The organism is Bacillus cereus group sp. BfR-BA-01316 (genome assembly GCF_022664195.1).
Lineage (GTDB): Bacteria > Bacillota > Bacilli > Bacillales > Bacillaceae_G > Bacillus_A.
In genome coordinates this window covers 101,752-114,888 of sequence record NZ_JAKUGX010000011.1, presented here as the reverse complement: position 1 = coordinate 114,888, position 13,137 = coordinate 101,752, and the positions used below count along the sequence as shown (strand labels likewise).

Below are 13,137 nucleotides of genomic sequence, written 5' to 3'. Positions count from 1 at the left end.
AAGTAACAACAGGCATAGGCACTTTAAATGGTGGTCTAAATAAAATGTCAACTGGCTCAACCCAGCTAATCGATGGAGTAAATAAACTAGCAGATGGATCTGGAAAAGTGACAGATGGGCTCGTAAAGGTAAATGATGGATCAGGTACACTGGCTGAGAAACTTGGTGAAGGTGCAGAAAAAACAGGAGAAGTAAAAGGAACGGATAAAACGTATGATATGTTTGCAAGCCCAGTAAAAGTGAAGGTGGAGAAAATGGCGGAAGTTCCAAACTATGGAACAGGATTCACACCATATTTCTTATCACTCGGTTTATTCGTTGGGGCATTACTATTATCTATCGTATACCCATTACGCGATACAGTCGGCGTTCCGAAATCAGGATTTAGTTGGTTTATTAGTAAGTTCGGCGTTTTACTATCAGTCGGTATTGTTCAAGCAATAGTAGCAGATGTCATATTACTGTTCGGATTAGGTGTAGAAGTACAAAGCATTCCATACTTCATACTCTTTAGCATTGTTACGAGTTTAGCGTTTATCGCATTAATTCAATGTTTAGTAACAGCATTCGGTGATGCAGGACGTTTCATCGCCATCATCACATTAATTATTCAGCTTACAACAAGTGCTGGAACATTCCCGCTAGAGTTGATTCCGAAGTTTTTACAACCATTTAATGCTTGGTTACCGATGACATACTCTGTATCAGGATTGAAAGCAGTCGTATCAAGCGGAGACTTTAACTTCATGTGGCAAAACATAGGAATGCTTATGATCTTTATCGTTGTATTATCACTTGGAACAATCGCTTCATTAACTTGGATGCACAAACGACAATTTAAAAATATTGCTGAAAATCAATCAATTGAAGCTTAAATAAGGAAAATAAAAAGACACCGAAATGGTGCCTTTTTTATTGGTCTTGCTTTATTGGCTGAGAAAGTTCATTTGTTTTTCTATTTTTACGGAACAAGTATATAACAATACTTATAAGAATAATTGTAGCTACAATCCAAACAAATGGGCCATATCTTTCAGCAAAAGTATATAGTTTCATGTTGCTGGCAATGTCCTCTTTTGTTTTTCCTATTAGAATTTCAGAGCCGCTATAACCTTCAAGCGTATCACCTTTTTTTATGCCAAAAATAAGAACGTCTGATTTGTTTTCTATTCCGGTGTATCGGTATCCTTTACCTTTAATTGTTAATTGAGTATCATCCTTTTTTAGTGAGTAATCTTCGGCGGAAATATCTTTTCCTGACAGTGTAATTGGTTCCATTGAGAAGCGGATTTCTTTTAATGCAGGAAGAGTCTCATTGTTTAGTAAGAGCTGCTTTGAGATATACTGCTCGGTATCAATGTTTTTCCAATTAGCCTTTCGTCGTTTATATGTATTAATTTCAAGAAGTGCGAATTCTTTATTTTGAAGTTTTTCCTCTGTAATAGGTTGTGCGGTAGTTAATGTTCCTTTTAATAAAATCACACCGTCTTTTGCAGATTGAAAGGAAGAGACTTCCTTCTTTTCCTTTAATGCATTGATAGCACCTCTGTAATCCTCTTTTCCTAAAAGAACAGCTCCTGTATGTACGGTTAAAATAAGATATAGGATGCTTAATACTATAATAGCTTTTTTCACTATTTCCCCTCCAAAATATGTATAAATTAATCATAACATAATTTTCCATATAAAATTTCTCGATTTGAATAATAGGTTACAGACATAAGAGTTATAAGTAAATTAAGAGAAGTGTGGATGAGAGGAGTAAAAATAAAAAAGAGATACAGTTGTAAGAAAGGCGAACTGTACTTCTCTTTTAGCTGAAAAGTATTTTCTTCATGATGTAATAGTTGTTTTGTATCCTCTAAAATTCGATTCATTACATATAATCCTTTTCATTTGAAATACAGTCTATACGGATATTATTATACCAAGAAAGACCATACACCAAATATGCAACATTGCATATTTGGTGTATGGTCTGTTGAATATTAATCAGCATTGTTATTACTTTCCAAAGAACATCTTTTCTTTAGTTCACTTACAAATCTTTCAGAATCCTTCGGTGAGATTTTCACACTTTCAAAAGTTCCAGATGTGTAAAAGATTTTATAACAATCTTTTGAAGAGAGAATACGATACCCAATTAAAATGTCATCTGTTTTTGAGATCTTCGTTATATGACCGTACGGAATTTTACTTCGAAATGGTCCACCTTTCACGAATAAGTGGTCTTCATAGAATGTATATGTAATAGAACTCCATAATAGGAAGCCAGAAGATACAAAGAAAATAGATAGTAGAATGTATACGTCTGTCGTAGTAGCTTCATCATCAAATAAGAGAGGAAGTATTGTTGCAGCGCCTGTGGTGAAAATAGCAAAAAAGATAATAAATAAGAAAAATTTATCAATTTTAGAGTGGAATGTCATTTATAGCCCTCATTCTCCTTAATTTTACCATATCGCATGTGCAGTCTAAACGAAAGAAAAGGATTTACAACAATTTACAGAGAAACATAGAGTAGAGGAGTTGATATGATGAAAGGAAATCTAACTTATTATTTTATCTTATATCCACTAATCTTCTTTCTTGTTTTCACCCTTTCACCTATCTTGTTTCATAGAGAAGAATATACAAGTATGAAAGATACATTTTGAATACTTTTATTCTACTATGTGCTAATTAGTGGCTATTACTTTATGGATGTTGTAAGTGAAAGAATAAAGAAAAATGGTAAGGACAAACAATAAAGTTTTATTACATCAAAATTGATGGAGGATAACAAAATGACCGAAAGTGAAATGAAATTTAGGGATACGACCATTCGTAACTTTTTCGATAAAGAGGACCGCTTAAACTCGATTCCAGGTCAAAAAAAGAAAAAACTAGTTTTGTTAGAGCATCTGATCAGCAAATTAAATACAGAGAATCAATATACTGAGAAAGAAATCAATGTGTTCATAAAACAATATCATGAAGATTTTTGTACAATTAGACGAGAATTTATCGTGCATGGGTTTTTGGATCGCGAGGATAATTTGTACCAAATAAACGGGAGAGAAGTATGGACGAAGTGGGAGGAGTTAAAATAATGAATCAGCGGGGGGATTCCACTGATTATGAGTCCGCGCTAGTCGTGCATTTTCTTTGTAGTAAGTCTATGAACTCTTCAATATTTGAACTTGTAATGTATCCCAACGTTATATATTCATCTTCATAGTAAAATATTATTTTTTTATCAAAGATTCTTCTCTTCGTTTCTATAGATAGAATTTTTTCATACTCGAATTCGGCAATTAATGTATTTTTAGATTGTCCATAAAAGAGAAGTCTTCTATTAGTAGCCAGTAGCATGCCCGGATACGGAACTTTATGCGTAATAATATAGCCAGTAAGTGAACAATTTAAAGTAGATATAATAACTTCGTCTTTATGTAATAGTTGTTTTGCAGCTGTTAAAATTGGATTCATTGTATGCATTCCTTTTATGTGGGTTTATAAATATTGTATCAAAAGTGAAAAGATTCTCAATATGTAATGTTGCATATTGAGAGTTTTGGAGATTCCTTAGTTTGATAGCTCCAGTATTATTCTTTTAAGAAAAAAGTAAGAGGTGATTCGGTGATACGATTAGCAAAAGAAGTTGATGCGGAATCAATTATGGATATTAGAAAAGAAATTATATTATCAGAAACTACTACAAAGTTTTTTATAGTATCCCCAAATAAATTACCAAATGATATTGATTTAGAAAGAGAAAAGATACGGAAAAGTAGTGAGAAAGGTAATCTTTATATAGTTTATGAAGTAGATAGTAAGGTGGTTGGCTTTTTGGTTTTCAATCGATATGAACTAGAACGCTTACGACATGCAGGTACAATGGGAATGGGGATTAGAGAGGCGTACTGTAATCAAGGCATTGGTACGAAGCTAATTGAATTTCTTATTAGCTGGGCTAAAGGGCAGAAAAATTTAGAGAAAATTTGCTTAGGCGTAGTTTCTATTAATGATAGGGCAATTAAAGTGTATAAACGTACTGGCTTTGTAGAAGAAGGAAGACAAAGAAAGCAAATTAAATATGAAGATGGATCATATGGAGACGACGTATTGATGGCTTTTTATATTGGCTAGAAAAGAGAAGCCTTCTATTAGAGTAGCAAGTAACATGCCCGGATAAGGGACGTTTTGCGTAATCATATAGCCAGTAAGTGAACACTTTGAAGTAGATATAATAACTTCGTCGTTCTGTAATAGTTGTTTTGCACCTGTTAAGATTGGATTCATTGTATACATTTCTTTCATTTGGATGTATGAATGTTGTATCGAAATTGAAAAGACTCCCAATATTGCATATTGGGAGTCTCTTTTTAGTAGAAGTGTTTACACTTAGCAAACCTTAAGCTCTAGCCGATCTTTCTGACGAAGATGATGTGCAAAATGCATAAAAATGAGCTGGAACCATTCTGCCGCATTTAAGTAACCAAGTCCAGGGTGCTCTACTTTACAATCATTAGGAATAGAAGTAAGTGTTGGCTCAATGTCTTTAACAACTGTAATTAATTCCAGAAAACGTTCTTGTACTTCTTCTTTGTTAGTTGGATTTTCGGGTGTATATCCCGGATGATCTGGCACTTTTATTTGTATGTCAGGAAAAGCCCCCATTATATATACTTTTTCACCCATATCCGTTTTTTTGTTAGTTACAGAGGGCATTTCAGTTCTACATTTTGCGATTGCATCTAACTGCATATATGTAGCCGAAAGTAAATGATTATACATTTGACCAAGAGACCATTCTTCTGTAGAAGGTTTCGTTCTAAATTGTTCGAGAGAGTATTTTTCTAATTCCTCTATGTAATACGCTGCTAAATCCTCAAATTTGTTCATATTGTTATCCCCTTTTTAAGAAAATGTATTTGTTAATACCTACAATAAAGGAGGGCTACTGACAACATTATGTCAGTAGTACAATAAAAAAATTAAAGTTTTAACATTTTTTTTGCTTCATCACGTAATTTTTCAGAAAGAATTTTTGGCTCTAGTACTTGCACTTGGCTCCCCCAGCTTAATATCCATTGAAAGACTTCATCTATATTTCTTGATTTCAAAAAGACATGAAAACCATTATCTTTATACTCGTATGAATCTACAAAAAAGTACCGTGATTCAATAATTTTATGTGCAATATGGGGTGGGAATAATAAATGGATCGTAACAGTTCGATTGTTTTCAGGTTGATAGTCTTGTAAAGAAAAGTCTTCAGATTTTGTAAAGAATTCTTGCTCTTGTTGCAACTCATCCATACGATCTAAACGGAAATTACGTATTTGTTTTCGAAGTAAACAGTGAGCAACGATGTACCAAATTCCTGAAATGTTGACTAAACCGTAAGGATGAACGGTACGTTTTGTTTTTGTAGTTTCTCTCGGTTTACGATACGAAAAAGAGATAGATTGCTCTTTCTGAATAGCTTCTTGTAACAGGAGAAGTTGATTTTCTAGTTTTTCTTGTTCGGGTTGCTGATGCGAAAATATAGGAGAAAGAAAACGAAAAGTTCCTCGTAGCTCTTCAACTTTCTTTTGTTGATCAGTAGGGAGGACAACCTCAAGTTTCTCTTTTGCTGATTGCGCATGTACAGAAAAAGAAGAATTGAAAGTTTTCCCGATATAATCACTGCCTAATAAAAGAGTAACAGCCTCTTCAGGCGTAAGTTGAATGGGTGGTAAGAAATAACCATCCATTAATGAATAACCGTGGCCAGGCATTGCGAAAAGCGGGACACCAGATGCACTAAGTGCATCCATATCTCGATAAATAGTGCGTATACTTGTCTCAAATTTTTCAGCTAAGCTTTGTGCTGTAACGGTTTGTTTTCTTTGTAATTCAATTAATATAGCTAATAAACGATCCGTCCGATTCATGAAATATCATCCTTTATTTTATAAATATTCTTATTGTGAAATTCTAAAAGTAGTGTGTAATTTCCTGCCATTAACAGACTTTTCCCTATGTATAATATTAATATAGTAAAATCATAAGAACCTATATTGCAGTTTCCAATAATATACTATATAATCAGGATAAGAAAACGTTTTCATGCAAAGGGGGAAAATTTCGTGTCGACTATCGAGGACGTGGCGAAATTAGCGGGGTTATCAAGGACAACGGTTTCTAGGGTGATCAATAATCATCCATATGTTTCAGATGAGAAGAAGAAAAGGGTTCAATTAGCAATGAAGCATTTAGGCTTCGTTCCTAATTCTGCGGCGAGAAGGCTTCGTAAACAAAAAACAGAAACAATTGCGGTGCTTGTTCCAAGGATTACAAATCCTTTTTTTAGTAGATTTATTGAAGCAATCGAGATTGCTGCTTCTGAACATAAATATAAACTGATTATTTGTCAAACAAGATATTTACCGGAAAAAGAGATGGAGTATTTACAATTATTATCTACGAAACAAGTAGATGGGATTATTCTATGTTCACTAGAAAATCCATGGGAGAATGTGGAGCCATACTTGCAACACGGTCCAATCGTGTTATGTAATGAATATATTGAGGAAGCAAATGTTCCAACAGTGAAGTTCGATCATGCACAGGGAGCATACATAGCTGCCAATCATGTATTAGAACAAGGATATCGTAATCTTATTTTTTGCCGTGGTAACGAAACGAAAGTAGTGAGCCAACAGCGAAAAATGGGCTTTTTACGTGCTATTACTGAAAAGAGTAGAGAAGTGGAAGCGATTGATTTTCTTGAAAACGCTTTCTCTTGGGATGATGGAAAACGAATATTCCATGAAGTATTAAAGGACAAAAAAAATCCTACCGCGATTTTGGCAGGAGGCGACGAGGTTGCAGCTGGAATTATCTCAGAGGCGAAAAGCCATGATTGGAGTATTCCAGAAGATCTCGCAGTGATCGGTTTTGATAATCAAATTTTAGCGCAGATTACAGAGCCAGGTATTACGACAATTGAACAGCCAATCGACGAGATGGCTCGAAAAGTTGTCGACTTAATGATGGATAAAATCCATACGAAAAATTATCGACAAAAAGAATTGTATGAGTTTGAACTGGAGCTCTTGGTGAAAGGTTCAACGATGAAGGATACGATGTTATTAGCCTAGTAGACTATGTCTGCTAGGTTTTTTTATGTTCACAAACTACTATTCTTCGTGAACGCAATCGTCACATTTGTTATGGTATGCTTCGTGTTGTTCATCAATTTCCTTCCCGCAGTGTGCACAAGTTTTCGTCGGTAAATTTCGGAAAAACTCCATTGGTTGATCAATCATGTCAATCCCTCCATTTCCATTTATTACTATCATTGTATTAGTACAAAAAACAAAAGTCAACAACTGTTTTATAACAAAGTTGAAAATTAATGAAAAAGTTTAGGAAATGGATTATAGTTAACAATGTAGGATGTAAGTAAAAAACTTTCTCAAGTACGGAGAAAAACGGCATTCCTACTCGGTTTTAGAAAGGATGGATACATATGAAAATGACTGTTGTCGGCTTTTGGGGCGGCTTTCCAGAAGCGGGAGAAGCAACGTCGGGGTATTTGTTTGAACACGATGGTTTTCGTTTACTTGTAGACTGTGGTAGTGGTGTACTAGCACAGCTTCAAAAATATATAACACCATCTGATATAGATGCAGTTGTATTGTCGCACTATCATCACGATCATGTTGCAGACATTGGGGTATTGCAATATGCGAGATTAATTACGAGTGCAACGAAAGGACAACTACCGGAGTTACCAATTTACGGTCATACGTTTGATGAGAATGGATTTAATTCTTTAACGCATGCACCGCATACGAAAGGAATCGCGTACAATCCAGAAGAAACACTTCAAATTGGACCGTTCTCCATTTCATTCTTAAAAACTGTTCATCCTGTTACATGCTTTGCAATGCGTATTACAGCTGGCGATGATGTTGTTGTATACAGTGCAGATTCAAGCTATATTCCTGAATTTATTCCGTTCACAAAAAACGCTGATCTTTTCATTTGTGAATGTAATATGTATGCACATCAAGAGGCTGCAAAAGCAGGGCATATGAATAGTACAGAAGTAGCAAGTATTGCGAAAACTGCGAATGTAAAAGAACTTTTATTAACGCACTTACCGCATACAGGCAATCCATCTGATTTAGTAACAGAAGCAAAACAAATTTTCAGTGGCCACATTACGCTTGCGCATAGTGGTTACGTTTGGAATTCATGAGGTGATACGATGTTATTTATTGATAATAAAGGGATTACAGATCCTACGATAAACTTAGCGATTGAAGAATATTGTGTTAAAAATTTAGATATTAACGAAACATATTTACTGTTCTACATTAATGAGCCTTCAATTATCATTGGTAAAAACCAAAACACAGTGGAAGAAATTAATGCTGATTACGTAAAAGAAAAAGGCATTCACGTCGTTCGTCGTTTATCAGGCGGAGGCGCAGTATATCATGATTTAGGAAACTTAAACTTCAGCTTTATTACGAAAGATGATGGAGATAGTTTCAGCAACTTTAAAAAATTCACAGAACCTGTAACGAAAGCGCTTGGTAAACTAGGTGTAAATGCAGAGCTAAGTGGTCGTAACGACATTTTAGCTGAAGGTAGAAAAATTTCAGGTAACGCACAGTTTTCAACGAAAGGTCGTATGTTCAGTCACGGTACGTTATTATTTGACTCTGAAATCGATCACGTCGTATCGGCACTAAAAGTAAAAATGGATAAGATTCAATCAAAAGGAATTAAATCAATCCGTAGCCGCGTTGCGAATATTACAGAGTTCTTAAATGAAAAAATGACGACAGAAGAGTTTAGACAACTTCTTCTAGAAACAATTTTTGAAGGTGAAACAGAAATTCCAACGTACGAATTAACAGAAGCTGATTGGAAAGAGATTTATAAAATTTCTGAAGAACGTTACCGCAATTGGGACTGGAACTACGGGAAGTCTCCGAAGTTCAACTTACAGCATTCACACCGTTTCCCAGTTGGACAAGTTGACGTTCGTCTTGAAGTGAAAAAAGGAACAGTAACAGAATGTAAAATTTACGGTGATTTCTTCGGATCACTAGATGTTCATGACATTGAAGAACGTCTAACAGGCGTACAATTTGATAAAGATGCATTCACTGTAGCTTTAGAAGGCGTAGATATCGCGCGCTATTTCGGTAATATTACAACAGAAGATTTCTTACATTTATTCTTCTAAACAGAGGAGGCTGTCATAAAAGACAGCCTCTTTTTTTGTATGAATTGTCAGTTCTTGTCGGTAAGTCGATATTCCTTGTCGAATCGCCGATATTTTTCAAGTTATGCTCGATAAATTCGAAAAATCGCCGATATAATTTCATTTATCACAAAACGTATATTTACAGGACATCTGCTCCTTATAAAGGAATATATACTAAAAGGAGGATGATCGATATGAAAAGGATAATACACTTTATATTATTGATCAGCTTCGTTATTGGAATGACAGCGTGTAACGATGAAACTTCTTCAAACCGTACGACTTTGTCTATTGGAAAGCCAGCGGAGGATAATGTCATATATTATACTCATACAGATAACAAACAAAAAATAAATGATATACAAACTATGTTTCAAAATAAGAAATGGAAAAGAAATGAAACGTTCAGTAGCGTTAATAAAACGCCAGATGTCATCTTGTCGATAGATGAAGACAATAAGGGATTACCGACACTATATGTTACAGTCTACTTGCATGAAAATGGAGCGGACGCTCTCAATTTGTATGGGGAGTATACGGCTTTAAATAAAGAGGAAGTTGAAAAACTTAGCGGAAAGATGAGTGCATATTATCCTAAAATGATTTTAGCTACAGTTTAACTATATGTTTGTACCTGTTTCTTTCACATATAATTCTCGTATCTTACTAAAGTATTCTGGAAGAAAGTGGTTGCTGTATATTCGATTAATAGAATATCACTTGCTACTTTAATTTTCTTTTAATATAATTAATTTAGAATTTTTAAATATTCTAAATTTTATAAAGGTGGGGTTTGTGTGAATCTCGTTCAATCTTTGGCTGAAACGGCAAAAAAAAAGGGGGATAAACCGGCGTACATATTTATGGATCAGTCGGTCTCGTATGACCAATTAAACAAAGTAGTCACTAGGTTTTCTAGCAATTTAGCAAAAATGGGCATTGGAAAAGGGGACAATGTCGCATTAGCTGTTGGCAATTCACCACATTTTTTAGTCGGTTTATACGGAACGATGAAAGCTGGAGCAACTGTCATTCCGATTAATCCAATTTATACAGCAGACGAAATACATTACATATTACAAAATGGAGATGTAAAAACAATCATCGTACTCGACGTCCTTCTACCTGTTATACAATCTCTTACAACAAGACTTCCTTCACTTGAAAATATCATCATATGCGAAACCTCATCAGATTTTACTCATACAGAAACTGAAAAAATGAAAACGTTTACTAGTTTTGTAGGGACTGGAGATTTAACTTACGAAGGTCCTGAACTAGATGAAGAAGATGTAGCTGTTATTTTATACACTTCAGGTACAACTGGAAAGCCAAAGGGCGCTATGTTAACGCATAAAAATTTATATAGTAACGCTAGCGATGTTGCGTCATATTTACAATATACTGCCGATGATCGCGTCGTTGCGGCACTGCCGATGTTCCATGTGTTCTGTTTAACAGTCGCAGTAAATGCGCCGATTGTTAATGGTGCAACAATTTTAATGTTACCGAAGTTTAGTCCGAAAGAAGTATTCCGTATTTGTCGTACATATGAACCAACGATTTTTGCGGGTGTACCGACAATGTACAATTACTTATATTTATTTGAAGAAGCAAGTGCAGAAGATGTGAAGACGCTTCGTCTCTGTATTTCAGGTGGTGCGTCAATGCCTGTTGCCCTTCTGAAAAACTTTGAAAAACGTTTTGGCGTTATCGTTTCAGAAGGATACGGTTTATCAGAAGCATCACCAGTTACTTGTTTTAATCCGTTAGACCGTCCTCGTAAACCAGGATCTATTGGCACAAATATTTGGCATGTAGAAAATAAAATTGTGAACGAACTTGGTGAAGAAGTACCTGTTGGTGCAGTTGGGGAGTTAATTGTTCGCGGACCTAACGTTATGAAGGGTTACTATAATGCGCCAGAAGATACTGCGGCGACACTTAAAGATGGCTGGCTATATACAGGAGACTTAGCGAAAATGGATGAAGAAGGTTACTTCTATATCGTTGATCGCAAAAAAGATATTGTCTTAGTTGGCGGTTATAACGTATATCCTCGTGAAGTAGAGGAAGTATTATATACTCATGATTCGGTAGCTGAAGTTGTCGTAATCGGTGTTCCTGATGAAAACTTAGGAGAAGCAGTGCGTGCTTTCGTCGTTCTGAAACAAACGAGCGTAACAGAAGAAGAGCTGATGCATTATTGCACGTTACATTTAGCGAAATATAAAGTACCAAAGAGCATTGAGTTTTTAACAGAATTGCCGAAGAATACAACTGGTAAGTTGTTACGAAGAGCTTTGAGAGAGAAGGCATTGCAAGTATAAAAATAAAGATATTCATCTCTATGACTACATGTTTAGAGGTGGATATCTTTTTGTTTTTTAGAATTGACTAAGCTATAAGCCCATATATTTAAACCGTAATATGACTAATACGGAGGGGATACGTATGGAGCAGAAGGAATTACGATTACGGAAAGTGCAATATCTCATTTGTGACATTATGGATGAAATGAATATGGAGAGTGAGAAGAAGAACTTAGAAACATTGCAAAAGGTAATTGATCACCTTTCAGGAGCGATTGGGGATTTAGTAGATCCATCGAGTACGTATTCGTTGGACTATTTAGAGAGAAAAGTGCATACGGCCCATTATTTACTTTTTAAAAACGAGAGGAAAGCGTACTTATGTAGGAAATAACATTTTTTATTTTATTTGATATTGATAATCATTATCAATATGATGGTTATGAGTATATTCATATAAGAAGAGAGGTTATATTGATAATGATTAAGAAAAAACATGTTAATGCGTTCGTTATAGCAGCAACTTTAGTAGTTCCATTTAGCGGTATTATGGCACCGATTGCGAAAGCTGATGCACCGGTTGAAATGAAGGCAAATAGTAAACTAGCAGATGGCACATATGACGTTATTTTGAAGACTTATAAAGATCAAACAAATGATACATCAGTTGCTTCTACATATTTAAAAAATGCTAAAGTAACAATTCAAGGTGACAAAAAAATCGTTACGTTAACAGTTCAAGATAGTAGCTATTTCCAGTATCTTAGAGTAGAAGATACAAAAAAAATAGGGACATTCCATGATGTAAAAGTAATCTCCGAAGATAAAACAAATAACGGTACGAAAGTTGTTCAATTTGAAATTGATGAATTTTCGAAAAAATATAATATGCAAATGCATATATTAATTCCAGCAATTAAATATGATCATAAATATCAAGTACAGTTTGAAATAGATGCGAGTGCGATTGAAAAAAAATCTAAATTCTCTGATGTACCAACTTGGGCAGAAGAGTCAGTTCAATATTTAGTGGACAAAGAAGCAGTACACGGTAAGCCAGATGGTACATTTGCTCCAGCTGAAAATATCGATCGTAGTTCAGCTGCAAAAATATTAGCAACTGTTTTAGGTTTAGAAATTAATAAAGATGCGAAGCCATCATTCGCTGATGCGCAAAATCACTGGGCAACTCCATATATTGCTGCTGTTGAAAAAGCAGGTATTGTAAAAGGTGATGAGAGCGGTAACTTTAATCCGAATGGAATAATTAACCGTGCATCAATGGCTACTATGCTAGTAAATGCATATAAATTAGAAAGAAATGAAAATATTAAACTACCAAAAGAATTTGCTGACTTGAAAAATCATTGGGGTGCGAAGTATGCCAATATTTTAATCCAAGAAAACATTTCAATTGGAACAGATAATGGCTGGGCTCCTGATAAAGCAGTAAGCCGTGCGGAAGCAGCACAATTTATTGCGAAGACGGATAAATTGAAGAAATAAAATGAAATGAAAATCAGTGAGGGACTATCCTCGCTGATTTTCATTTATTAAGAAAAAAACAAA

General features: G+C 34.9%; 16 protein-coding genes and 2 pseudogenes. 11 read left to right on the top strand and 7 right to left on the bottom strand.

All coding sequences use genetic code 11. The features are described from left to right. On the top strand, positions 1–875 hold an 875-nt coding region (locus tag MR071_RS11590; RefSeq protein WP_242236145.1), incomplete at its 5' end, for a YhgE/Pip family protein. A 37-nt stretch (positions 876–912) separates the two neighbouring features. Here MR071_RS11590 and MR071_RS11585 read toward each other — a convergent pair. Beyond that, on the bottom strand, positions 913–1,635 hold the full coding sequence (locus MR071_RS11585) for a hypothetical protein (RefSeq protein WP_242236143.1): 723 nt from the start codon (positions 1,633–1,635) through the stop codon (positions 913–915). A gap of 353 nt (positions 1,636–1,988) precedes the next feature. After that, the gene (locus MR071_RS11580) at positions 1,989–2,429 is read right to left on the bottom strand and encodes a PH domain-containing protein (RefSeq protein WP_242236141.1); all 441 of its coding nucleotides are present in this window, start codon (positions 2,427–2,429) and stop codon (positions 1,989–1,991) included. A 105-nt stretch (positions 2,430–2,534) separates the two neighbouring features. Here MR071_RS11580 and MR071_RS11575 point away from each other — a divergent pair. Continuing rightward, positions 2,535–2,750, top strand: a pseudogene (locus tag MR071_RS11575) (hypothetical protein). A gap of 36 nt (positions 2,751–2,786) precedes the next feature. Beyond that, positions 2,787–3,092, top strand: a complete 306-nt coding sequence (locus MR071_RS11570; RefSeq protein ID WP_242236139.1) for a DUF2087 domain-containing protein — start codon at positions 2,787–2,789, stop codon at positions 3,090–3,092. A gap of 25 nt (positions 3,093–3,117) precedes the next feature. Here MR071_RS11570 and MR071_RS11565 read toward each other — a convergent pair whose 3' ends face one another. Beyond that, positions 3,118–3,471 carry a PH domain-containing protein gene (locus MR071_RS11565; protein WP_242236136.1) on the bottom strand — a complete coding sequence of 118 codons (354 nt, stop codon included), beginning with the start codon at positions 3,469–3,471 and terminating at the stop codon, positions 3,118–3,120. Between the two features lie 150 nt (positions 3,472–3,621). Here MR071_RS11565 and MR071_RS11560 point away from each other — a divergent pair, with 150 nt between their 5' ends. Further along, positions 3,622–4,131: a GNAT family N-acetyltransferase gene (locus tag MR071_RS11560; RefSeq protein ID WP_242236135.1), complete on the top strand. Its 510-nt coding sequence runs from the start codon at positions 3,622–3,624 to the stop codon at positions 4,129–4,131. Here MR071_RS11560 and MR071_RS11555 read toward each other — a convergent pair. From MR071_RS11555 to MR071_RS11545, 3 genes and pseudogenes are all read right to left on the bottom strand, one after another. Next, positions 4,106–4,284, bottom strand: a pseudogene (locus MR071_RS11555) (PH domain-containing protein); the annotation flags it as partial. The gene MR071_RS11560 and the pseudogene MR071_RS11555 sit on opposite strands and share 26 nt — an antisense overlap. A gap of 102 nt (positions 4,285–4,386) precedes the next feature. Further along, the gene (locus MR071_RS11550; protein ID WP_242236132.1) at positions 4,387–4,887 is read right to left on the bottom strand and encodes a DinB family protein; all 501 of its coding nucleotides are present in this window, start codon (positions 4,885–4,887) and stop codon (positions 4,387–4,389) included. 92 nt (positions 4,888–4,979) lie between these two features. Further along, complete coding sequence (locus MR071_RS11545; protein ID WP_242236130.1) at positions 4,980–5,921, bottom strand: helix-turn-helix transcriptional regulator; 942 nt, start codon at positions 5,919–5,921, stop codon at positions 4,980–4,982. A gap of 195 nt (positions 5,922–6,116) precedes the next feature. Here MR071_RS11545 and MR071_RS11540 point away from each other — a divergent pair, with 195 nt between their 5' ends. After that, on the top strand, positions 6,117–7,130 hold the full coding sequence (locus MR071_RS11540; protein WP_105586576.1) for a LacI family DNA-binding transcriptional regulator: 1,014 nt from the start codon (positions 6,117–6,119) through the stop codon (positions 7,128–7,130). 39 nt (positions 7,131–7,169) lie between these two features. Here the strand turns inward: MR071_RS11540 and yhfH are convergent, their stop codons facing one another. Further along, complete coding sequence (gene yhfH, locus MR071_RS11535; RefSeq protein WP_000567010.1) at positions 7,170–7,298, bottom strand: protein YhfH; 129 nt, start codon at positions 7,296–7,298, stop codon at positions 7,170–7,172. 203 nt (positions 7,299–7,501) lie between these two features. Here yhfH and MR071_RS11530 point away from each other — a divergent pair, with 203 nt between their 5' ends. The 6 genes from MR071_RS11530 (at position 7,502) to MR071_RS11505 (ending at position 13,074) form a co-directional block, all read left to right on the top strand. Continuing rightward, a complete protein-coding gene (locus MR071_RS11530; RefSeq protein ID WP_242236128.1) occupies positions 7,502–8,236 on the top strand; it encodes an MBL fold metallo-hydrolase in 735 nt (244 codons plus the stop codon). A gap of 9 nt (positions 8,237–8,245) precedes the next feature. After that, positions 8,246–9,235 (top strand): lipoate--protein ligase, encoded by a 990-nt coding sequence (locus tag MR071_RS11525; protein ID WP_242236126.1) that lies wholly within the window; start codon positions 8,246–8,248, stop codon positions 9,233–9,235. A 215-nt stretch (positions 9,236–9,450) separates the two neighbouring features. After that, positions 9,451–9,876, top strand: coding sequence for a hypothetical protein (locus tag MR071_RS11520; RefSeq protein ID WP_242236123.1), 426 nt, complete (start codon positions 9,451–9,453; stop codon positions 9,874–9,876). 177 nt (positions 9,877–10,053) lie between these two features. Beyond that, positions 10,054–11,586, top strand: a complete 1,533-nt coding sequence (locus tag MR071_RS11515; RefSeq protein ID WP_242236121.1) for a fatty acid--CoA ligase family protein — start codon at positions 10,054–10,056, stop codon at positions 11,584–11,586. A gap of 124 nt (positions 11,587–11,710) precedes the next feature. After that, positions 11,711–11,962 (top strand): hypothetical protein, encoded by a 252-nt coding sequence (locus tag MR071_RS11510; RefSeq protein WP_105586580.1) that lies wholly within the window; start codon positions 11,711–11,713, stop codon positions 11,960–11,962. 86 nt (positions 11,963–12,048) lie between these two features. Continuing rightward, on the top strand, positions 12,049–13,074 hold the full coding sequence (locus tag MR071_RS11505) for an S-layer homology domain-containing protein (RefSeq protein WP_242236119.1): 1,026 nt from the start codon (positions 12,049–12,051) through the stop codon (positions 13,072–13,074). Positions 13,075–13,137: the final 63 nt, after the last annotated feature.